A 23,798-nucleotide genomic window follows, 5' to 3' on the forward strand; every position below is an offset into this window, starting at 1 on the left:
CGGAATGGATCCTTCTATTATTTTGTTGCAGCATCATTTTTTGTTATAAGCGGATGCAGCCGCATCCATGGCTTGCTATGCCAACGTTTAAGGGCAAAGATTCCACGAAACCATTCGTCTGCTCCCTGTGCGAGCCAAATACCAATCAGCCCTAGTCCGAGATGAATAGCGAATACATAACTTAGACCAACAGCAACTGTCCACATTGAAAGGACTCCGATAATGACCGGGAAACGGACATCACCTGCTGATTTCAGGGAGCCCATAAGCACAATGTTGATGGCACGACCCGGCTCAACGAATAGATTCATCCAAAGCACAGGTATTCCCAACCCAACAATAGCAGATGTTTCGGTAAATAGTCCTAATATATCTGAACCGAGTAGCGCAATAATGAATGAAACAATAGTAGATGAACCGGCAGCAAAAAGAACTGTTCGCCATCCTCGTTTGTATGCACGATCGAATTGTCCGCCACCGATATATCTAGCAATTAGAAGCTGAGTCCCTTGGGCAATTGCAGCTGTAAAGAGAAAGCATAGCATTGTGATATTCATAATATATACTCGAGCCGCGAGAGCAGTGCTACCGATCAGGACAACGTATGCAGTGATCACCAATTGAGAAAACTGATAGGAAACTCCTTCTCCTGCTGAAGGAATACCGATGGAGAGTAGATCTGATATATCTTTTCGATTGGCATGATAACAATCTCGCAAGCTAAATCGAATAGCTAACCTTCTCCAGACAACAAAGAGCAACGCAAAGAAAGCAAAGAAACGAGCGAATACCATTGCCCAAGAAACGCCGGTTACTCCGCTTAGAGGCAGGACAAAAGCACTCGTTGTGGCAAAGAAATTTCCGGCAACACTGATTCCATCCATAATTACAGCGATGACCATTGCATCTTTCGTAAACCCATGGCTTCGCAGCACGGCACTTAAAGCAAGTGAGAGCGATTCTAAAAATAAGGATGCACCACAAATACGAATAAAAATTAGTCCTTCATGGAGCACATTGCCTTGCAAATGAAAGAACATTAGAAAATGATTTCCAAACAAAACAACGAGAGCAGAAACGCCAACACCAAACCAAAAATTCATGAAAAAAACAGAATGAGCAATCCTTTCAGCATGTTTCAGGTTCCGTGCACCTAAATTGTGGCCAATCAAAATTGTTCCACCGATTGACGTAATGTTAAAAACAAGAATAAAAAGATTAAGTAACTGATTTCCCACACCGACTCCTGCAGCAGCAGCATCTGAATAACGACCGAGCATTAATGTGGCAATAATACCCATTGCCATACGAAGACTGAGTTCTAGAAAAATGGGCCACGTGATTGAATAAAGTGTTTGATTGTTGTAATCGGATTCCTGAACGTTCATATTTTTGCCTAGCATAAACCATGGATAGATACTGCTCGGCTATTCATACTTTAACCCTGTTTCCATGTCATGCTTGGCATTCACCTCACTTTTCAAAGCAATCCAAACAAACGATTCGCATAAACGTAATTTACGTGCATCAAAGTATCATAAAGCATTTTTAATAAATTGTAAACGGTTACTTATAATGATGATATAATACTTTTGAAACGAGTGAAGGTGAGGGGATTCAATGGCAACTTTGTCAGATGTCGCGAGAAAAGCTGTTGTTTCAAAAATGACAGTATCACGAGTGATTAACCATCCCGAGCAAGTTTCGGCAGAATTACGTCAATTAGTATATAAATCAATGAAGGAACTGAACTATGTGCCTAATTCTGCCGCACAAGCCCTTGTTCATAATCGTACCCAAGTAATAAAATTGCTTATTTTAGAAGAGATGGATACAACGGAGCCGTATTATATGAACTTATTGGCCGGTATTGCAATCGAACTAGATCAGCGCCATTACTCACTTCAACTCGTGACGCGTAGTTCACATACTATTGGTCGGTGTGACGGATTAATCGTTACAGGAATGCGCGAAACGGATTATGATCACATTATTTCTCATCTTGAGCAGCCCCTAATTCTGTTTGGAGAAAATAAAAAAGGTTATGACTATGTAGACGTTGATAATAAAAAGGGAATGCAAATGGTAACGGAACATATTTTAAATCATGGTTGTCAAAAAATCTTGTTTTACGGTATTGAAATTGACGAACCGTTCATGCGCTCAAGAATTGAAGGTTATGAAGAAACAATGAAGATGAAGCAGCTGTTACCTCAAATAAATCTGATGAAGAACAGTTCACATATCGCTCAATTTGAAGCAGAAAAAGTATTACAAAAAAATCACGAACGTATCGCCTTTGTCTGTGCATCGGATCGGTTAGGGATTGGCGTTGTTCATGCAGCTCAGAGGCTCGGCCTAAATATTCCTGATGATGTCATGGTGACTGGTTTTGACGGGGTATTTCTGGATCGCATCGCACAACCAAAGTTAACGACTATTCGCCAACCCATTGTGGAGATGGGAAAAACGTGTGCTAAGCTATTACTTGATAAAATTGATCAGGACGGGATGAAACAAGGAAACCGAATATACAAGCCTGAATTAATCATCCGAAATTCTACAACAACTTAATTTGGTGTTGCTTTCATTTTTCGTAATTCTTGTTTGATTTTTCTTTAATTGTTTGTAAATGTTTGGTCATCTTTTCTAAGTAAATAAACCTCCGACAATTGCGACTCAGATTATTCAGGGTCGCCTTTATTATTTTTGTTAGCGGTAACAGAGCAATTGGTGATTGTTATCTTTGAAAGCGCATGCTAATTTTAAGGAGTAAAGGAGGTGAGGTAAATGGATAAGCCTTGGTGGCATAAAGCAATCGTGTATCAAATCTATCCAAAAAGTTTCAATGACACTAATGGAGACGGGATTGGCGACCTTCAAGGCATTGTAGAAAAGATGGATTATATTAAATCTTTGGGGGTTAATGTGATTTGGATTAATCCTATTTTTAAATCTCCTCAAGTAGACAATGGATATGATGTAAGTGATTATTATGCAATTGATCCGCAGTTCGGTACGGATGCTGATATGGAGCAACTGATTGTTGAAGCGAAGAAGCGAAATCTTAAAGTCATTTTTGACTTAGTTGTTAATCATACATCGGATCAGCATCCGTGGTTTCAGGAAGCGAGAAAGAGTCTTGACAATCCGTACAGGGATTTCTATATCTGGCGAGATGGGAAGGATGGTAAAGAGCCGAATAACTGGGCGTCTTTCTTTGGCGGAAGTGTATGGGCTTATGAACCTTTAACCAAACAATACTATTTTCACTTGTTCGATAAGAAGATGCCGGATCTTAACTGGGAAAATCCTAGAGTCAGAACTGAAGTCTACAAAATGGCAAGGTATTGGCTGGAAAAGGGGATTGACGGCTTCCGACTGGATGCAATCATTCACTTGGCTAAGGATCAGAGCTTTTGTGACTTTAATAATCCTGACCAAAATGAAGAGTTTGTGATTGCAGAGCCGTGTTATGCCAATTTACCAAAAGTACATGCGTTCATTCGTGAATTCAGTCAACAAATGAAACGAATGAAACCCGATTGTCTTTTAATTGGTGAAGCTGCTTCAGCAGATGTTGAATTAGCGAAACGATACACCAAACAAGACCGCAAAGAATGTGATTGTGTTATTTCATTCAAACATTTGGATGCGGTTACATTTAGCGGAGATACCCGACTTCCTAAAGAGTGGCAGGAAGAGCATTTTGATTTAATATCTTTTCGAAAAATAATGAAGCATTGGCAAGAAGAGCTATATAAAGAAGGATGGCCTGCGTTATTCTTAAATAACCATGATATGCCGCGTATGCTATCAAGATTAGGTGATCCGGGCCGCTATCGTAATGAACGTGCGAAGATGCTCGCAACACTCATGTACCTGCATTGGGGTATGCCATTTATCTTTCAAGGAGAAGAGATTGGTATGACCAGTTTAAAACTGGAACAAGTTGAAGATTATCATGATTCGGCACTTTCAGCATCAGCTGCTCATCTTCTGAAACTGGGGTATAGCTACGATCAGATGATGCAGTTTGTGTACTTACGATCAAAACACACATCGCGTGGCGCGATGCAATGGGACACGAGTGCTTACTCTGGATTTTCTGAAATGCATCCATGGTTAGGGGTTAATAAGGACGATCATCAGGTCAATGTCCAACAGCAGGAGAATGATCCTAATTCTATTCTCAATTATTACCGCAGACTTTTGAAGTTAAGAGCGAGTCATCAACTATTTGTTGAAGGACCATGTCGAATTCTAGATATAGAAAATCAATTGATCTACGGTTATGAACGTCAGGAAGTAGGGAAGACAGCTCTTGTCATCTGTAATTTTTCGAATCACCCGCAGTTACTGGAAATACCTGATCTGACTTCATGGACGTGTTTACTGAATAACTTAGGAAAATTCAAGTACGATGAAGCGAGTCGACTAGCGCCTTATGAGTGCTATGTGTTGATCAAAGAATGAAAAGGAGGATCAATAATGGAAAAATCAGCAATATATCATCAGCCGTGCAGTTCATACGCCTATCCTTATGATAAAGAAACAATGCATCTTAAAGTACGTTCTAAGAAAGACGATATCCAATCCGTGATTCTTGTCTACGGAGATCCGTATGAAAATGTCAAAGTCGGCGAGAATTATCGATGGGTAAGTGGGCGAGTTGAAATGAAAAAGAGTGCGACGACCAGTCTTCATGATTATTGGTTTATTGCCGTTAAACCTGAGCATCGGCGTTTGCAGTATGCATTTGTTCTCACAGATTCAAATGGAGCGTCTGTCTTCTATGGGGATCGTGAATTCTTACCAAATGACCAGGTCACATTTTCAGTTCCCGATAACTTTTTTAAATTTCCATATATTCATGAAGTTGATTTGTTCAAAACACCAGAGTGGGTAAAGTCATCAGTATGGTATCAAATTTTTCCAGAACGATTTGAAAATGGAGATCCCGATCGATCCCCAGAGAATGTACTGCCATGGGGTTCGAAAGATCCTGATCGAGATGATTTTTTTGGCGGCGATATTCAGGGAATTATTAATCGTTTAGATTATTTAAAAGATCTGGGAATTAGTGGTATCTATCTAAATCCAATTTTTAAATCGCCTACGAATCATAAATATGATACTTTGGATTATTATACGATAGATCCGCACTTCGGCGACAAAGAAACATTTCGTACATTAGTTCAAGAAGCTCATAAGAGAGGCATTCGGATCATGCTTGATGCCGTTTTTAATCATATCGGCAGTAAATCAAAGCAATGGCAGGATGTCATCGAGAATGAGCAGAAATCAGTCTACAAAGATTGGTTCCATATTCATTCATTCCCTGTACGCGATGGAGAAAATGGCAATTTTGATGGTAAACCGTCGCTATCTTTTGATGCTTTTGGGTTTACTACGACCATGCCGAAATTAAACACAGCGAACCCAGAAGTACAAAACTATTTATTAGACATTGCAACATATTGGATTAGAGAGTTTGATATCGATGGATGGAGACTGGATGTCGCTAATGAAGTAGATCATGCTTTTTGGAAAAAGTTTCATCAGGCAGTCCTGAAAGAAAAAGAAGACTTGTATATTGTCGGTGAAATTTGGCATAATGCATGGAACTGGCTTCAAGGCGATGAATTTCACAGTGTGATGAACTATCCGTTAACAAAATCAATTATTAATTTCTTTATTGAAGATAAGATTGATTCTTCACAATTGATCAGTAGCCTGAATGAACATTTTATGAAATACAGTCGGAATGTCAATGAAGCAGCATTTAATCTTCTAGACAGTCATGACACTGCCCGAATTTTGACCTTGGCAAAGGGCGATGCTCAAAAAGTGAAACAGGCACTTGCATTCTTGTTTGCACAAACGGGTTCACCATGCATTTATTATGGAACAGAAGTTGGACTTGACGGCGGCAATGATCCACTATGTCGAAAATGTATGATTTGGGATGAAGAGAAGCAAGACCGAGAAATGCTTCTCTTCACACAGAAGTTAATCAAGCTGCGAAAAGATTATCAGGAGATTCTTTCAAAAGGTAGTCTTCATTGGTTGGAAACCAATGATTCATCGGCAATAGGTTTCAGTAGAGAATTAGGCAAACACGCGATCATTTTCATCTTTAACCATGGAGATAAGGAAGTAAGCGTTTCATTAGACGAGGCCTATTCTTATACGGATATTTGGAATGGCAAGGAGCTCGAAACCAAAAAAGTCGACGTTTCAGCGCAGTGGTTTGCTGTTCTCAAAAGAGGAGTTTGAGTGCTTTACATCTTGTTATCGGTAACATGAAAACAGTTGTTGAAACCGTTTACAAATAAACCTTATAATACGCTTGTAAGATCAAAGGGAGGGAAAGAGAAATGAAATACATCAAAAAAATAGTATCTGCTATCCTTATTTTTGGGCTCGTGTTCACACTGGCGGCATGTGGCTCAGGAGGATCAAGCAGCGGTAACGGTGCAAAAAAAACGTTGACCGTTTCCGTTGATTCAGCAAACGCAGCTTATGCTGAATTCGTGAACAGCATTAAAGGAAAGTTCGAAAAAGAAAATAACGTTACGGTTAAAGTTGTTAAGAAACCGATGTTCGATCAATTAACTGCACTGACTCTAGACGGACCAGCGGGTAAGGCTCCTGATGTCATGCTTGCTCCATATGATCGTGTTGGTGGTCTTGGTCAACAAGGTCAATTACTCGAAGTTGATAAGAGCATGCTCAACTTCCTCAATGAAAAAGGACATCGCCAAGTTCAATATGGAAAGAAATACTACGGTGTTCCGCTGACTATTGAAGCGCTAGTTCTGTACTACAACAAAGATTTGGTTAAGAAAGCCCCAACAACATTCAAAGATTTGGAAGCGTTAGCAAAAGACAAACGATTTGCGTTTTCATCTGAATCCGGCAAAAACACGGGTTTCCTGGTAAAATGGACTGATTTCTATTTTGCATACGGTCTTTATGCTGGTTACGGAGGTTATGTATTTGGCAATAACGGTGCCAATCCAAAGGATATTGGGCTGAACAATGATGGATCGCTTAAGGCATTGACTTATGCCACACATTGGTTCCAAAAAGTATGGCCTAAAGGTATGCAGGATGTGAAAGCTTCAGGCAATTTTGTAACCAATCAATTTGTTAAAGGAAAAGCCGGTGCAGTAATCGATGGACCATGGCAAGCATCCGTTTATAAGAAATCGAAAATTAACTTTGGAGTTGCCAAAATTCCAACATTGCCAAATGGTCAGGAATATAAACCATTCGCAGGTGGCAAGGCTTGGGTTGCTTCTGCCTACACAAAGAATCCTAGCCTCGCAAAGAAATGGCTGACGTATGCAACAAATGCAACGAATGCTTATAAGTTCTATAAAGATGCAAATGAAATTCCAGTCAATCCTGATGCACAAGTAAAGGTTAACAACGGCGAAGACGAGCTTGCAAAGGCTGTTATTCAGCAGTATGACTCATCCGTTCCAATGCCAAATATTCCAGAAATGGCTGAAGTATGGACAACAATGGAACCCGCTATGTTCAACTCTGCTTCAGGAAAAAAATCACCAAAACAAACTCTTGACGATGCTGTGTCTTCATTGCACAAAACAATCGCACAAAAATACAAAGATAAATAATTAAGCTTCGATCAAAGTGAGGGGAACACCATGGAAAGTCAAAATATTAAGAAAAAAAGTGTTAGGAAAGCAGGTTTGTTATCCCTCATTCCCGGATTAGGACAAATGTATAATGGTCAGCAACTAAAAGGATTTGCTTTTCTTGCTGTAACCATTGCATTTTTAATTGAACTTGTCACTATTGGGATACCTGCTTTTCAAGATTTTGTCACATTGGGAACGGTTCCAATTCGGGACCATTCCCTTTTCTTACTTGTAAAAGGAACATTACAAATCATTATCACCTTTGTCTTTTTGATGGTACTCATACTTAATGTGAGTGATGCAAGGCAAGTGGCTAAGCAATACAATACATTGGGCTATGTCAATCGTTCTGCACGCTCGATGTTAAAAAATATTTGGGAAAATGGATTTCCTTATTTGCTCACAATCCCTGCTTATTTTGTTATGTTATTTGTCATTGTGTTTCCGGTTTTGGTAACTCTATTGATGGCGTTTACAAATTATGATTTTTATCATATTCCTCCGGCAAAACTTATTGACTGGGTAGGGTTGCAGAATTTTGTAAATATGTTCTTTCTAAGTGCGTACCGTTCGACATTTGTGAGTGTGCTCGGCTGGACGATCATTTGGACGCTTCTGGCGACAACAGGACAAATTACTCTTGGTATACTGACAGCCGTGATCACAAATCAGAAGTTTATCATTGGGAAGAAATTTTTCCGCATCATTTTTCTTCTGCCTTGGGCAATACCAGCGTTTGTCACTATTATGAGCTTTTCAAACATGTTTAATGATAGTATTGGTGCGATCAATCAACAGGTCTTAGGTTTATTAAATTATATCCCATTCGTTCATGTTTCAGACATACCATGGAAAACAGACCCATTCTGGACGAAAACCGCATTGATTATGATTCAAACATGGCTAGGATTTCCTTATATTTTTGTCATGGTGACAGGAGTATTGCAATCAATTCCAGATGATCTCTATGAAGCGGCCAATATCGATGGTGCTAATGCCATTCAGAAATTCACAAAAATTACACTGCCAATGATCTTGTTTGCCACCGCACCTGTGTTCATTACTCAATATACATTCAACTTCAACAATTTCTCGATTATCTATTTGTTTAACTCAGGAGGGCCGGGAGATGTTGGCGGCGGTGCGGGTTCTACCGACATTTTGATCTCCTGGATTTACAAACTAACAACGGGAACATCACCTCAATATGCATTGGCTTCGGCAGTGACTATTGTCATATCAATTATTGTCATAGGTGTGTCATTACTCACTTTCAAGAAAACGCATGCTTTCAGTAATGAGGAGATGATGTAACATGAGAGGCATACTTAGCAGTACAAAATTTAATCGTTTTTTCAGTCGGTTCTTGACCTATCTGTTTCTGATCGTGCTCAGCATTATTATCATATACCCATTACTGATCACGGTTCAATCTGCATTTAACGCTAGTGATTTGACTGCATTTACACTCGATTTGCACATGCATTGGACACTAGCCAATTTTCAGCAACTTTTTACTCAGACCCTCTATCTGACGTGGTTTAAGAATACGATGATTATTGCAGTTTCAACGATGATTATTCAAGTCATCATTGTCACACTCGCAGGCTACACGTATAGTCGTTATCGATTTAAAGGAAGAAAAAATGGGTTAATCTTTTTTCTAGTCATTCAAATGGTTCCGACGATGGCAGCACTCACTGCATACTTTGTGCTTGGACTGATTATCAACGGTCTTGATCAATATTGGTTCCTAACTATGGTCTATGTTGGCGGTGGTATTCCGATGAATACCTGGTTGATGAAAGGCTACTTTGACACGATACCACGTGATTTGGATGAATCCGCACGCATTGATGGTGCCGGTCACTTACGTATCTTATGGCAAATTAACTTACCACTAGCCATGCCAATGATTGCTGTTCAGGCACTTTGGGCATTTATGGGCCCATTTGGCGATTATTTGTTATCAGCGTTTCTACTTCGATCACCAGAAAATATGACGGTTGCTGTTGGGCTACAGCAGTTCATCGCTGACCCGACCAATCAACGTGTTGCCATGTTCGCGGCGGGTTCGTTCCTAATCTCAATTCCAATCGTTATTTTATTTTTCCTCCTACAACGGAATTTCCAAAGCGGATTGACAGCAGGGGGAACGAAAGGATAATAATCAGGCGTATGATCATCGTAGTGGGGAAAAGAAATATAATGTGTGCAAGGTGAGAATGTGATGATAAAAGAAAAAGGATTCCCAATTAATTATCTTGTGTCAATGAGCAGTCTGAAGCGCATTTTTGAGGAGCGAACTCGCTTTCAATGGTGGAAACTTGTCTTCTTATTTCTGTTCATCAATGGATGCTTAATGATGCCGATTTCAATACATCTTTCATCGGTTACACAAGCTCCTTTATCATTGGTTGCACCGACCGTAGACCGGACAGTTACTGGAAATGTTCGCTTGGATGGAGCGATTAAAGAAGGCGGATTAACAGGTGCTGCTGAAACTAAAAAATTGGTTGACAATCGTGTGGTTGTTGCAACGGATCCAAAAAATACGCTAAAGGTTTCAGGAAGTCGGTACCATCACAGCGTTAGTAGATATAAGAGTGTTTTAGTTTTCCAAAAACATCATTTGATTCTTACCGATCAAAACGGATATGGATTTGTGATCGACTATCCGAAACACAAGGATTTATCATTAACAGGACACAAGGGTGGTGTTAAGACGCTTGTTTCCGAACTATGGATGGATCAGTATAAGCCAATCTATGTAGCTGTTGTATCACTACTTAGTTTTGCAGCTTTGCTGGTTTCTAACATCATTCTTATGAGTGCCATGACCTTCATTCTATGGCTAACAAAGTATTCGAAGATATCGGATATTCGTTCGTTACGCGAAGCTGCAGCGATCGTAATTACGTCAGCAGGGTGGCCATCAATCGCAGCACTGTTTCTATCTTTGTTTTCATTCGATTATGGATCCCTTATTATGATTCAATCGATAGGGCTTGTTCTAGTTATTTCACTTGTATTTTGGAAAACTCATTTTCAAAACAACCGAAAAGTTATAAACCGGCATTTGACAGTACTAGGAGATGAGAGTAAATGAGCAATTTAAGGCTATTCGATATTGATGGGTGGAAACTAGCAACCCAACATCTAAATAAAGAGCACATACGCTTGCAAGAGAGTATGACTTCTATCGGCAATGGCTATATGGGCATGAGAGGCAACTTTGAAGAAACTTATTCTGGTGATCACCACCAGGGGACGTATATTGCTGGAGTTTGGTATCCAGACAAAACACGGGTAGGCTGGTGGAAAAATGGTTATCCTGAGTATTTTGGCAAAGTGATTAACGCTGTGAATCTTATAGGGATTAAATTGTTTATTGATGGAGAAGAAGTGGATCTTTATCAAGATCAGATTGAGAATTTTTATCTTGAACTGAATATGCATGAAGGGATATTGCATCGTTCTTACTCTGTCTCAAAAAATAATAAAAAAGTTAAAGTTAAGACAGAACGTTTTTTGAGTGCTGTAAACAAAGAAATTTGTGCTATACGTTTTCAAGTAACTGCATTAACGGAAAATGTTACAGTCAAAATGGTTCCGTTCCTTGATGCTCATGTGCGAAATGAAGATTCGAATTATGACGAAATGTTCTGGTTAGAGACTGATCGAAAGTCTTACGAAGACTATTCAGGTCTTACGGTGAGAACCATTGATAATTCATTTGGTGTTCCTGTTTTCTCGGTTTGCGCCTCAATGGGTGTACAAACGGACCAACAAGCAGAAAAAACAATTTTTCAAAAAAATCTATATGTAGCTCATGAGTACACGTATCATCTGGAAATCGGTGAAAAGGCGACATTGGATAAGCTCATTGCAGTGACAACAAGCAGAGATTATGATCAATCCTTGCTGATGACTCGCGCAGAAGAATTGTTAGCTCAAGCGTTGTCCCATGGATATAATGAGCTAAAAGAAGAGCATCGCTCAGCTTGGGAAGATCGATGGAATAAGGCGGATGTTTCCATTGAAGGGGATGATGAAGCACAGCAGGGGATTCGATTTAACCTGTTCCAGCTTTTTTCTACCTATTACGGAGAGGATGACCGTTTGAATATTGGACCTAAGGGTTTCACTGGTGAAAAATACGGTGGTGCCACATACTGGGATACGGAAGCCTATGCGGTTCCTTTATATCTGGCATTAGCAGATCCAAGTGTAACCAAGCAGCTGCTCCTTTATCGATATAAGCAATTAGATGGTGCTTATCACAATGCGAAACAGCAAGGATTACAAGGCGCTCTTTATCCAATGGTTACGTTCACTGGTGTGGAGTGTCATAACGAATGGGAAATTACTTTTGAAGAAATTCATCGAAATGGCGCCATCGCTTACGCTATTTACAATTATGTTAATTACACAGGTGATAAAGCTTATATTGAAGAGGCTGGTATTGACGTCCTGGTCGGGATTAGTCGTTTTTGGGCAGATCGGGTTCATTTTTCAGAACGTGCTCAAAAATATATGATTCATGGTGTCACCGGACCTAATGAATACGAAAATAACGTGAATAACAACTGGTATACAAATACGATGGCAGCTTGGACACTCGGGTATACAATTGACGCACTTGAATCGATCAGCAAAGAAAAATACAATACGCTAAATTTATCCGATCAGGAGATCGCTCATTGGAGAGATATTGTCTTGCGGATGTATTATCCGCAAGACGAAGAACTGGGCATTTTTGTCCAACATGATACATTTCTTGATAAAGACATTAAACCTGTATCTGCCATTCCTGCTGATCAACGCCCGATTAACCAGCACTGGTCATGGGATCGGATTCTTCGGTCGTGTTATATCAAACAAGCAGATGTTCTTCAGGGCTTATACTTTTTGAATGATCACTATACTATAGAAGAAAAAGAGAAGAACTTTGATTTTTACGAACCGCTTACTGTTCATGAATCCAGTTTGTCGGCGTGCGTCCATGCGATTTTGGCCGCGGAGCTTGGTAAGAAAGATAAAGCACTCGAACTTTATCAGCGAACCGCAAGACTAGATCTAGACAATTATAATAATGATACTGAAGATGGGTTGCATATCACATCGATGACTGGGAGCTGGCTTGCGATTGTTCAAGGATTTGCCGGTATGAAAACGTACAATGAGACACTTTCCTTTTCACCTTTTTTGCCGAATGGATGGAGCTCGTATGCGTTTAAAATCAATTATCGTGGGCGCTTGATTGATGTTTGTGTTAAAGGAAAACAAGTATTGCTGACGCTGTTATCAGGAAATTCATTATCAATTAAAGTATATGGGCAAACCGTAAATCTTGATGCTCAATGTTCTCTTAACATGCCTGATGATGAGGAGCGTGTCGATGATGAAGGCAGTACTGTTTGACTTGGACGGTGTGATTACAGATACAGCAAAGTATCATTTTAAAGCGTGGAAGCATCTTGCGTCTGCAATAGGTATTTCACTAGATGAGCAATTTAATGAACGACTTAAAGGCGTTTCACGAATGGATTCACTTAAAATAATTCTTGACTATGGAAATTGTTTCGATCAATTTACAGCTCTTGAACGAGAAAAGATGGCAGAACAAAAGAATTATGCTTATAAACAGCTCATTCAAGAGATTACACCTAATGAATTACTTCCGGGCATTCGTAAACTATTCGTTGACTTACGAGATAATGGGATTAAGATTGCACTGGCCTCTGCAAGTAAGAATGGTCCATACATTCTTGAACGATTGAAGATTGATTCTTTTTTTGATACAGTCGTTGACCCCGCCAAGCTCAGAAATGGAAAGCCCGATCCAGAAATATTTCTGACTGCAGCAGAACAGTTGGGGATAGATTCTAAAGAATGTGTGGGTATTGAAGACTCAGTGGCTGGCATTAAATCTATTCATGCTGCCGGGATGTTCGCAGTGGGTATCGGTGTACCGGAAAATATTGGTGCGGATCTGCGCGTCGTATCGACATCAGAGCTAACGATAGAATCTTTGTTTTCGCATTTCAAGCACCAATAACTAGGTTAATTGATCCAACTTCGACAAAAGTACTGTATTCATGAGATTCTGTGGATACAGTTTTTTGCCATGATTATGATAAATGAGGTAGAATCGCTATGATAACGAAATAACCAGAGTAGAGGCGGATCCATTGAGTATTGAACAGCTTATGGTAAATTATCCGGGTACAATCTGCAAGAAAATACCTTTTCAACCTGATAAGGGTACGATCTACTTTTTTCACAACCCTTATTATACTTCCATTCCATTAGAAAGATTGACAGATCGAGAACGAATGCTAATTGAATCGTTATTTCATCAAGAAATACCTCCTTATTATTCACCATCATCTCAATATTGGTATGATTTATTAATTAATGGCACTCCGTTAACGAGTAAAGATCAAGATAAGAAGATTAGAGTGATCTATTATTATTTGAACACACCTTTAGCGTATACTGACCGACTTGAATGGGATGATGCATTGAAAGCATTCTTCGATATCAAGACGTCATTTGTCTCCCTCTCATCACAAAGGGGTTTCATTATTGAAGAGACTGGATTACTTTCTGAACAAGAACTTGATGCGATTGCGAATACATTGGCAAATGATTTTTCAATCCAATGTTCTTTTCAAATAGGACTAAAGCATGCGGTATCACCGCGACTAAAACAAATTTTTTCTGAGGAACTTCGTCTCTTTGAGAAAACAATTACGGAAACGCATGTAAGTAACGTAACGAGTGTCGAGTCAAAGCTATTTTCTCAATTAAGACCGCAGCTGAACAAATGGTCTGCTTTAGAAGATGTACGAATGCTGATCGCTGAAGATGACACTTGGGTTGCGATCCTGCATGCAATCTGGGCATATCAGGGGAATATAAGTCTTGCAGCGAAACATTTATATATGCATCGAAATACGCTTCAATATCGTATGGACAAATTCTATGAAGCAACTGGAATTTCTCTTAGGAAGATGAATGGCTTAACGATCGCATATATGTCTACATTATAAATGGTGTCTTTCTCTTATGTACGAAACAAACCGAAGGACTAGAGTAGATTATTCTAATCCTTCGGTTTCACAGTGTTTATTGCTCTGTATTAGTGATTAATTTTTTGTCAGTGATTTTTCGGTTTCCGGATCAAAGAAATGAGCTTTATTGGTATCAAGCGCAAGTTTAACTTTTTCTTTTGGCTGATATTGGGTGCGGGCGTTTACTCGAGCCACAAATTGATGGCTGCCTACTCGAGAATGGAGGATAAACTCTGCACCGGTTAATTCTGCAATGACGACATCCGCATGAATAACGCTGTTCGGATTGGATTCAATAAAAAGAGGTTCATCATGAATATCCTCAGGACGGATGCCCATGACTATCGGATGATCAAGTACCCCGTGACTGCGTAATACTTTTAGCTTTCCTTCAGGAATTTGGATATCAACATTATCTCCGATAAAGTGATCGCCTTGCAGCCTTCCATGGAAGAAGTTCATTGGCGGAGAACCAATGAAGCCGCCGACAAAAAGATTTTCAGGATTGTCATAGACTTCTTTTGGGGTACCCACTTGTTGAATCACACCGTCTTTCATAACAACGATTCGTGTGGCCATCGTCATGGCTTCTGTTTGATCATGAGTGACATAGATCATGGTTGCTTGAAGATCTTGATGTAGTTTGCCAATTTCTGCACGCATCTGTACACGAAGTTTGGCATCAAGATTTGAGAGCGGTTCGTCCATCAGGAAGACTTTTGCGTTACGAACAATTGCTCTTCCTAAAGCCACACGCTGTCTTTGACCACCTGAAAGCGCTTTTGGTTTTCTGTCTAAGTAATCTTTAATGCCCAATATTTCCGCTGCATGCTCTACACTCTTCTTAATTTCAGCCTTTGGCACCTTACGTAACTTTAGACCAAATGCCATGTTATCAAATACAGTCATATGCGGATAAAGCGCATAGTTCTGGAATACCATGGCGATATCTCTGTCCTTTGGGGTAACATCATTCATCTTTTTGCCGTTAATGAACAATTCTCCCTTAGAAATATCTTCAAGTCCTGCAATCATTCGTAGCGTTGTAGATTTTCCGCAGCCCGAGGGACCAACAAAGACGATGAATTCTTTGTCCGCAATAGTGAGATTAAAGTCAGTGACAGCGGTAACATTATTATCATAAATTTTATAAATATGTTGCAATGAGAGCTCTGCCAATTTGGTCACTTCCTTGTTATCAGATGCTTTCATTATAATGAAAACGTTTACATGTAGAAATGTCAAATTGAATGAAACATTGCAATTTTTATTGGGCAGTTTGTATGGACGGGGGATGAAGCATTCGTTAACGTTCTTTTAAGTAGTGATCTTTTACGGGCTAATTAAATGACTCCATTATATGTAACATGAATCCTGTGCGCACGATTAACGCATTTAGGTAGAGAAGGCTTATTGATTTTTGGTATCGGTCATTTTTTCAAGCACCGTTTCAATCTGTGGAATAAGCTGATCCCAATCAGCAGAAGGCAACTTTGAGACTGTAAGAAAATCATTATAACCAAATAAACGTTCAATACCATTAATAGCCATTAGGTTCATTAACAGTAGGGAATCCGGCGCTGAATTCTCTGTTATTTCAATTCGTCCTGAAAATAAAGGACGATCAGCAGTGAATTTCATGGCATTTGGATTAGGTGTTTTACTCGCTTTAAATCGCATCATTCATTTCCTTTCCTAGAGCAAGAATTTCTTCTTCTATTATATACAGGATCATCGGAAAAGGCTCGTCAAGATTCTTGAAAGATGAAAAACAGTTTGCAATCGGGTATACTAATGAGCAAGAGGAAGGAGGAATGTGAAGTGGCTGAAAACAGTTCTACTGAAGAATTGAAAGATCGCGTACTCGAGGCATTGGAAGATGTTATTGACCCCGAACTCGGTGTGGATATCGTGAATCTCGGTCTCGTGTATGGTGTCGATATAGATGAAGAAAATAATGTGATAATCAACATGACATTAACATTTATGGGCTGTCCTCTTTCCGCCTCATTGTCCTATGATGTTAAGCGGACACTCGGTGAGATTGAAGAAATAAATCAAGTAGAAGTAAACTTTGTTTGGGATCCGCCGTGGACAAAAGAACGGATGTCTCGATACGCGAGAATCGCGCTTGGGCTTTCAGAATAAAACAAGCAAAGCATGTACTCAGGGTGGGGATCAATTGATCTCCACCCTGATTTTTTTATAAAGATATGATGGAGACGCACGTGGGGGTGCAAGTGTGCTCCCGCATCCAGCAAGCAATAGAAGTGCAAGTGAAGCAAAATATGGAGTAGGCAGTATTTGCCGAGTTTATCCAAGGATATGAAAGTCAAATCACGCTCTTGGCGTAGATTTCAATCAATAAAGTGATGAATAGGCGCTTACAGACATAAAATGGACAGTAACTGATGATCAATTGTTTCTGTTTAAGATGGGGGAATGATCATGGATCAGTTATTAATCTTCGGCGGTCTCTCACCTTTTGGTTATCCGATAACGAAATACTTCTTAGATGAAGGGGTAAATGTTGTATCCATGAGTTCAGCGGTGACCGAGCAGAATCGTGAACAAGAAGAAGAAAATGCTTTTTTTCTCGGACGTAATGCGCTCTTTCATCGGCAAGATGAAGCAAAACACATGGAAACGGATTGCATCATCCTTGCTGATACGCTCAGGATGGACACGATGGAATCAAGGGCATTGAAGGAAAAAATTAACGCTCTCTTTTCAAAGAATCTAACCTATCAGCGCCTGGTGTTTCTCTCTTATAGGACTCTGAGAGAAAATGACGAGGAGAAAACAATTCATGATCTTGAATCGATAGAGGGTTTAAGTAAGGATGCAATGGAATCTTTCTTTATTAGTTTACTTCGCGAGATGAAAAGAAAAGAAGCTGTGATCATCAGAACCCACCCAGATGTTCTTACAATCGAAGAGAAAAGCGCATCGATGGTCCGATTGATTCATGGTGTGCTCGAAAAAGATCACGAGGGTTTGGATCTCGTGCCTTATGTAAGGTGTGAGGACGCTAAAGCACAGAGTAATGATAAGATGAGGAGCCTATTACCGGATGACTATATAAAATGGCTATGAATGAAAAAGAACCGATGAGATCATTTTCTCAGTCAGTTCTTATTAGTGATCATGGATCCAGTCCATAATCATTTGGTTCAGTTAAAAAATGATGAAACCAATGTCGGGAGTCATGGTTTCTTAAAGAAGTTCAGCAATGGAGACAGCTGTTTGATTGCCGGAGCTGTTTGATTAATGACGTTCATTAACTGACTTGCTCCATTTACCATTTTTCCTACATCAATATGTCCTTGTTGATCCAGAAATGGTTTAAGAAATCCGGGCTGGATCGGCTGTGGAGATTGCGGTTGTTGGACTGGAGGCATTTGCATTCCACTTGCCTGCCAAGCGCCATTCTGATAGAATGCTTGTGGCGGTTGGAAGTTCTGTGGAGCTTGAGCTGGTGGTATCTGTGAACCAAACATGAGGTAGGTAAAAGGATCAAAGTGACTGTCTCTTGGATTTGGACCTGTTTGCATTAAGGTTCCCTCCTTCACAATCAATTGAATCATAGAGATCTTCTTAGTGTATCTTATGCCCTCATTCAGTCGGTCGTGTCTTTCATTCGCCCGATGTTGTGGGGGATTTTGCATGTTGAGATGTCTTGCTCAGATTGATTGCTTGTTGGACAAATGTTTTTTGATGTATTATATTGATACCAAGTCATTATATATACTGTTAAGTTTTGAGAGGGGAATTGCGGATGTCCGCAGGAATCTTGGGAATGGGGAAGTTTGTTCCCGAACGCATTGTTACAAATAAAGACTTAGAGAAAACTATGGATACTTCCGATGAATGGATTCGGACAAGAACTGGGATTGAAGAGCGCCGGATTGCAGATGACACTATGGATACTTCAGACATGGCATTTGCAGCAGCTGAACAGGCAATTAAGAATGCCGGATTGACAGCGAAAGATCTTGATCTTATCCTTGTCGCAACAGTAACTCCAGATCATCCATTTCCATCGGTTGCTTGTATGTTACAGGACAAATTAGGAGCTAATCATATTGCTGCAATGGATATTAGTGCAGCATGTTCTGGCTTTATGTATGGTATGGTCACTGCGAAACAGTTTATCGATAGTCATACCTATCAGCATGTGCTGGTTGTTGGTGTGGAAAAGCTGTCAAAAATAACGGACTGGAATGATCGTGGCACAGCTGTGTTATTTGGCGATGCGGCAGCAGCAGCAGTAATTGGTCAAGTATCTGAGGGAAGAGGCATTCTATCCTTTGAATTAGGTTCAGATGGAAGCGGCGGCAAATATCTATATCAAGAGGATCAATTTATTAAAATGAACGGCCGCGAAGTATTTAAATTTGCAGTTCGCCAGATGGGTGAATCAGCGGTTAATGTTGTTGAGAAAGCAGGACTTAATAAAGAAGATATTGATTATTTGATCCCACATCAAGCAAACATTCGGATCATGGAAGCTTCAAGAGAAAGACTGGATATTCCTGAAGAAAAAATGATCAAAACGATACAAAAATACGGAAATACATCGGCATCGTCTATTCCGCTTGCTTTAATCGATGCTGTAGAAGCAGGACAAATTAAAGATGGAGATATCCTTGTCATGGTTGGCTTCGGAGGCGGACTGACTTGGGGCGCACTTACCCTTAAGTGGGGCAAATGACCTTATCTCTTATTCTTATAATGCATCATGCATGAGTGCGCAATAATCCTTAAGATTTTATTAAAAAGGAGAGAATTGAATGAATAGAAGAGTCGTTGTGACCGGATTAGGAGCAGTAACACCACTTGGTAATGATGTTGCGACTACTTGGTCCAATGCCATTGCTGGAAAATCAGGGATTGGGATTGTGACACGAGTCAATCCTGATGATTTTAGAGCGAAGGTTGCTGGTGAAGTTAAAGATTTTGATCCTGAACTTTATGTTGACCGAAAAGAAGCACTTCGCATGGACCGTTTTTCTCAATTTGCTGTTGCGGCAGCAAAGATGGCGGTTAAAGATGCAGATTTTACAATAGATGAATCAAATGCTGAACGCACAGGGGTATGGATTGGTTCAGGTATTGGCGGTATGGAAACCTATGAAAAAGAGTTGCGTGTCGCAATTGAAAGAGGATTCCGCCGAGTCAGTCCGTTCTTTGTACCGATGATGATTCCGGACATGGCTTCCGGTCAGGTATCCATATTACTTGGTACAAAAGGAATTAATTCATGTACAGTTACTGCGTGTGCAACGGGTACAGATTCAATTGGAAGTGCCTATAAGGCGATTCAGCGTGGGGACAATGATGCAATTATTTGCGGAGGAAGCGAGGCACCACTGACCAATATGTCTTTTGCAGGCTTTTCATCAGCGCGTGCGCTCTCGACCAACCCAGATCCAAAAACTGCATGTCGTCCATTTGATAAAAATCGCGATGGTTTTGTTATGGGTGAAGGTGCAGGTGTTCTTCTGCTTGAATCTCTTGAATCCGCACAAAAACGCGGTGCACACATTTACGCTGAAATTGCAGGCTATGGTGCAACCAGTGATGCGTTCCATGTCACTCGTCCGGATCCGGATGGTAAAGGCGCTATTCGTTCGATGCAGATGGCTTTGGAGGATGCCGGCTTGAAGCCAGAACAGGTTGATTATGTAAACGCTCATGGAACAAGCACGGAAGCTAATGACTCCACAGAAACAAAAGCCGTTAAAGCGGTATTTGGCGATGCTGCCTATGATTTAGCGATCAGTTCTACGAAATCGATGACGGGTCATTTGCTTGGAGCTTCAGGTGGTGTAGAGGCAATTCTCTCAATTAAAGCGATGGAAGAGGGAATTGTTCCGCCTACGATTAATTACGAAACGCCTGATGAAGCATGTGACTTGAATTATGTGCCAAATGAAGCTCTGAAAAAAGAAGTCAGTGTTGTGCTCAGTAACTCTTTTGGGTTCGGCGGACATAATGCAACACTCGTGTTTAAGAAATACGAGGCTTAATGAATTATTAGCGAATAAAATTACCAATAAAGCGCCATTCCATTAGACATTAATGGAATGGCGCTTTTGGGTTTTAGCTTAAAAATGAGCGAAGATGCGAGACGCCTGCGGGATCAGCGAACCAGTGAGACCCCGCAGACTCTTGCCTGTTCGAGGAGGCTCACGGATCGCCCGCGGCAAGCGAGCAATCGTAGCACAATTGATAAAAGATAAGGATTGAAGGTTTTTGCTTAGTTTTTAAAAAATGAAAGTTATAGGCCTTTTGTTTGAAAATGCAGCGAAGATGCGAGACGCCTGCGGGATCAGCGAACCAGTGAGACCCCGCAGACTCTTGCCTGTTCGAGGAGGCTCACGGATCGCCCGCGGCAAGCGAGCAATCGTAGCACGATTTGATAAAAGATAAGGATTGAAGGTTTTTGCCTAGATTTTAAAAAATGAAAGTTATAGGCCTTTTGTTTGAAAAAGCAGTGAAGATGCGAGACGCCTGCGGGATCGTTCCGGTTGATGCGAGCAATTGATGTGTAATCGAGCACAGATTGACGTTCAAAAGCTTGCACTCTGGCATAGAGTAAGAATGCTATTGATAACTAATAAACTTGAGATGGTGCAGGTCAGAAATAAATACATAGACTCTTTACGTCATGAATAAGATAGGACAAGTCGTTCACCTAGGATAAAAAAATACGAGAATCAGAATAGATTTCTGTAATGATGACCATAATGTTGTCAAATCAATAAAGAGGAGATGTAGGTTCATGGAAATGATCAGTGATATCTGGGTGAATTGGTTTGAAGGTGAAGAGAACAGCTATAATGTCTGTGAATTTTATGAATGGCGCAGACATGACTTTATTGAACTTCTAGATCAAATCCCACTTATTAAAGTGGAGAAACCACTCCTAGATTACATTGAGAATGACTTACAGGATCTTCCACAGGAACTTTTGAAAGATGTCCGGAACAAAAGTGTGCTATGCAAAAACAATCAACGTGAGATTATTGAATATTGTTTTATCGCTACAGATGGTGAACGATCTGTTGTTGCTGATACATTAGGTTATGCGGTCCCCATTCGAAAAAGTAGACTGATTCCCAGACAGGAAAGCTTGATTTTGCAAAAGTCGGAGAAGATGGATGTTGCGCAGTATCCTATACCCTATGGAGGATACCGAAAAAAAGAGTATCATCTGCTCTCACTTCGTCCGGAATTGATGCTTGGTCTGACTAGAAAAGAAAGACAACTAAAACAATTGTTATTTATGGCACTTGATCAATTACATGCTTCGGGAAATGTTGAAGAGATGCGTTATTGGTATACTGAATGGTTTCCGACTAAGTATGTAGCAAGCCGTAGCATGAATTTTGACTATGCTTGGCACGAACTTGTTTCTGGGATGGAGCACGGTTGGTCTGATAAACATAATGACCTTTGTGAACGATTAATTAGAGGGCAGTCTTACTTTGAAAAGTTATGGGAGCTTGAACAAGGCTCTAAGGTTCAGTAAGGGATTCGAATTCTTTAATGATGATTTTGACTGTATAAATGAAACAGCATGATGAGATTTATCCCTATAATAAAAGCAGCTATCGAAGCTCATAACTTCGGTGGCTGCTTGTTATTTTGAACTTAAAACTGAGCGGACAACTCGATGACATCAGTTTGGGGTTCGATGTCGAAAGAGGCATCCAAATACGTTCAATGTCTGTTGTGACGACCAATACCAAGTGCTGCTTCGGCTTTTGTCAGCGTCTTTTTTGCAATTGAATAAGCTTTATCGGCACCTTCATCCAGTATCTCATCAAGTTCTTTAGATTCGATCAGATTATTATAGCGTTCTTGGATTGGTTTTATCATGCTGACAACAGCTTCTGCGACATCCGTTTTAAATTCTCCATATCCTTTTCCCTGATATTTCGCTACCAATTCATCTAGTGAGGTGCCGGAACAGAGAGAAAAAATATCAAGCAAATTCGAGATGCCTGGCTTTGTTTCTCGATCATAACGAACCGTTGCTTCGTCATCTGTAGTTGCTGATTTTATTTTTTTGATAATATCTTTTTCACTGTCCAAAGTAAAGATCGTTGCTTTACGGTTTGCGTCTGATTTGCTCATTTTCTTGGTTGGCTCAGCAAGAGACATGATTCGTGCTCCAACCGGTGGAATGTAGGGCTCAGGCATTGTAAATACATCACCATATTTATTATTGAATCGTTCGGCCAGATCACGTGTCAGTTCAAGATGTTGCTTCTGATCAGCGCCTACAGGAACAAGATCGGTCTGATAGAGCAGAATATCTGCTGCCATAAGTGGCGGATAGGTCAATAAACCGGCCGGAATCGCTTGTTTGCCTTTTGATTTGTCTTTAAACTGAGTCATGCGTTCAAGTTCACCCATGTAACTAGTACATTGCATAATCCAGCCAAGTTGTGCGTGGCAAGGTACTTCCGATTGTATAAAGAGTATCGATCTTTTCGGGTCAATACCCATTGCCAGGTAAAGTGCTGCAAGAGAATGGATGTTTGACTGGATTTCTTTGGGATCTTGGGGCACAGTAATTGCATGTTCATCTACGATACAATAGATACACTCATTACCTTCCTGAAGTGTTGCAAAGTTACGCATTGCTCCTAAATAGTTACCTAGTGTTGGAATTGACGTCGGTTGAACGCCTGAAAAAATCTTTGCCAAAATCTTCACCTTCCTGATTTGATATAAGGTTGAGCTACTGCCGGTTTTTAGGCATATAAAAAGGCCTATCCATCCACAAGGGACGAATAGACCGCGGTGCCACCCTAATTTTTCTGAAAAACAGAAACAACTTATCTGATCCAAAAATTGAATCATCACCGCTATAACGTGCGGAAACGTTAATTCCTACCCACGGCACTTACTCCGAAGTCGGATTACAGCTCAGAAGTCCATTCCCAAACAGTCCGCCACCCGGTTTTCACCATTCCCGAGCTCTCTTAAGACCTTCTGCAGGTACTCTTCTTCATCATTGCCTGTACGATATAAA

The 23,798-nt window shown here is 40.3% G+C and carries 20 protein-coding genes and 1 other annotated feature; of the genes, 15 read left to right on the top strand and 5 right to left on the bottom strand.

The genetic code is table 11. The features are described 5' to 3' along the window. Positions 1–17 precede the first annotated feature (17 nt). Positions 18–1,388 carry an MATE family efflux transporter gene (locus tag NIE32_RS00005; RefSeq protein WP_253051733.1) on the bottom strand — a complete coding sequence of 457 codons (1,371 nt, stop codon included), beginning with the start codon at positions 1,386–1,388 and terminating at the stop codon, positions 18–20. A 232-nt stretch (positions 1,389–1,620) separates the two neighbouring features. On the opposite strand from NIE32_RS00005, the gene NIE32_RS00010 reads away from it, so the two are divergent. The 10 genes from NIE32_RS00010 (at position 1,621) to NIE32_RS00055 (ending at position 14,728) form a co-directional block, all read left to right on the top strand. Next, entirely contained in the window at positions 1,621–2,574 is a 954-nt protein-coding gene (locus tag NIE32_RS00010; protein WP_253051735.1) for a LacI family DNA-binding transcriptional regulator, read from the top strand. A gap of 216 nt (positions 2,575–2,790) precedes the next feature. After that, positions 2,791–4,476, top strand: coding sequence for a glycoside hydrolase family 13 protein (locus NIE32_RS00015; protein ID WP_253051737.1), 1,686 nt, complete (start codon positions 2,791–2,793; stop codon positions 4,474–4,476). Positions 4,477–4,491: 15 nt separating this feature from the next. After that, positions 4,492–6,279: a glycoside hydrolase family 13 protein gene (locus tag NIE32_RS00020; protein ID WP_253051739.1), complete on the top strand. Its 1,788-nt coding sequence runs from the start codon at positions 4,492–4,494 to the stop codon at positions 6,277–6,279. 101 nt (positions 6,280–6,380) lie between these two features. Then, complete coding sequence (locus NIE32_RS00025; RefSeq protein WP_253051743.1) at positions 6,381–7,646, top strand: extracellular solute-binding protein; 1,266 nt, start codon at positions 6,381–6,383, stop codon at positions 7,644–7,646. A 30-nt stretch (positions 7,647–7,676) separates the two neighbouring features. Beyond that, positions 7,677–8,984 (top strand): carbohydrate ABC transporter permease, encoded by a 1,308-nt coding sequence (locus NIE32_RS00030; protein WP_253051745.1) that lies wholly within the window; start codon positions 7,677–7,679, stop codon positions 8,982–8,984. 1 nt (position 8,985) lies between these two features. Then, positions 8,986–9,837 (top strand): sugar ABC transporter permease, encoded by an 852-nt coding sequence (locus tag NIE32_RS00035; RefSeq protein ID WP_023509217.1) that lies wholly within the window; start codon positions 8,986–8,988, stop codon positions 9,835–9,837. A gap of 63 nt (positions 9,838–9,900) precedes the next feature. After that, positions 9,901–10,779 carry a DUF1189 domain-containing protein gene (locus NIE32_RS00040; protein WP_253051747.1) on the top strand — a complete coding sequence of 293 codons (879 nt, stop codon included), beginning with the start codon at positions 9,901–9,903 and terminating at the stop codon, positions 10,777–10,779. Continuing rightward, positions 10,776–13,094 (top strand): glycoside hydrolase family 65 protein, encoded by a 2,319-nt coding sequence (locus NIE32_RS00045; RefSeq protein WP_253051749.1) that lies wholly within the window; start codon positions 10,776–10,778, stop codon positions 13,092–13,094. Before NIE32_RS00040 ends, NIE32_RS00045 begins: the two co-directional genes overlap by 4 nt. Continuing rightward, positions 13,072–13,731 carry a beta-phosphoglucomutase gene (pgmB, locus tag NIE32_RS00050; protein ID WP_354326689.1) on the top strand — a complete coding sequence of 220 codons (660 nt, stop codon included), beginning with the start codon at positions 13,072–13,074 and terminating at the stop codon, positions 13,729–13,731. Before NIE32_RS00045 ends, pgmB begins: the two co-directional genes overlap by 23 nt. Positions 13,732–13,864: 133 nt before the next feature. Then, the gene (locus tag NIE32_RS00055) at positions 13,865–14,728 is read left to right on the top strand and encodes a helix-turn-helix domain-containing protein (protein ID WP_253051751.1); all 864 of its coding nucleotides are present in this window, start codon (positions 13,865–13,867) and stop codon (positions 14,726–14,728) included. A gap of 96 nt (positions 14,729–14,824) precedes the next feature. Here the strand turns inward: NIE32_RS00055 and NIE32_RS00060 are convergent, their stop codons facing one another. Then, a complete protein-coding gene (locus tag NIE32_RS00060; RefSeq protein WP_253051753.1) occupies positions 14,825–15,928 on the bottom strand; it encodes an ABC transporter ATP-binding protein in 1,104 nt (367 codons plus the stop codon). Positions 15,929–16,159: 231 nt separating this feature from the next. Further along, positions 16,160–16,432, bottom strand: a complete 273-nt coding sequence (locus NIE32_RS00065; protein ID WP_253051755.1) for a NifU N-terminal domain-containing protein — start codon at positions 16,430–16,432, stop codon at positions 16,160–16,162. A gap of 138 nt (positions 16,433–16,570) precedes the next feature. On the opposite strand from NIE32_RS00065, the gene NIE32_RS00070 reads away from it, so the two are divergent. Continuing rightward, complete coding sequence (locus NIE32_RS00070; RefSeq protein ID WP_381451258.1) at positions 16,571–16,897, top strand: metal-sulfur cluster assembly factor; 327 nt, start codon at positions 16,571–16,573, stop codon at positions 16,895–16,897. Between the two features lie 300 nt (positions 16,898–17,197). Beyond that, complete coding sequence (locus tag NIE32_RS00075; RefSeq protein WP_253051761.1) at positions 17,198–17,845, top strand: hypothetical protein; 648 nt, start codon at positions 17,198–17,200, stop codon at positions 17,843–17,845. A 110-nt stretch (positions 17,846–17,955) separates the two neighbouring features. On the opposite strand, the gene NIE32_RS00080 is transcribed toward NIE32_RS00075, so the two are convergent. Further along, positions 17,956–18,303, bottom strand: coding sequence for a YppG family protein (locus tag NIE32_RS00080; RefSeq protein ID WP_253051763.1), 348 nt, complete (start codon positions 18,301–18,303; stop codon positions 17,956–17,958). A 224-nt stretch (positions 18,304–18,527) separates the two neighbouring features. On the opposite strand from NIE32_RS00080, the gene NIE32_RS00085 reads away from it, so the two are divergent. The 3 genes from NIE32_RS00085 (at position 18,528) to NIE32_RS00095 (ending at position 22,286) form a co-directional block, all read left to right on the top strand. Further along, the gene (locus NIE32_RS00085) at positions 18,528–19,463 is read left to right on the top strand and encodes a beta-ketoacyl-ACP synthase III (protein WP_253051765.1); all 936 of its coding nucleotides are present in this window, start codon (positions 18,528–18,530) and stop codon (positions 19,461–19,463) included. A gap of 79 nt (positions 19,464–19,542) precedes the next feature. After that, on the top strand, positions 19,543–20,781 hold the full coding sequence (gene fabF / locus NIE32_RS00090) for a beta-ketoacyl-ACP synthase II (protein ID WP_253051770.1): 1,239 nt from the start codon (positions 19,543–19,545) through the stop codon (positions 20,779–20,781). Positions 20,782–21,536: 755 nt separating this feature from the next. Continuing rightward, entirely contained in the window at positions 21,537–22,286 is a 750-nt protein-coding gene (locus tag NIE32_RS00095) for a DUF3603 family protein (RefSeq protein WP_253051772.1), read from the top strand. Positions 22,287–22,477: 191 nt separating this feature from the next. On the opposite strand, the gene trpS is transcribed toward NIE32_RS00095, so the two are convergent. After that, the gene (gene trpS / locus NIE32_RS00100) at positions 22,478–23,470 is read right to left on the bottom strand and encodes a tryptophan--tRNA ligase (protein ID WP_253051776.1); all 993 of its coding nucleotides are present in this window, start codon (positions 23,468–23,470) and stop codon (positions 22,478–22,480) included. Between the two features lie 75 nt (positions 23,471–23,545). Further along, positions 23,546–23,790 (bottom strand) — a binding site (T-box leader). Positions 23,791–23,798 lie beyond the last annotated feature (8 nt).

The organism is Sporolactobacillus kofuensis (assembly GCF_024125425.1).
GTDB classification, from domain to species: Bacteria; Bacillota; Bacilli; order Bacillales; family Sporolactobacillaceae; genus Sporolactobacillus; species Sporolactobacillus kofuensis.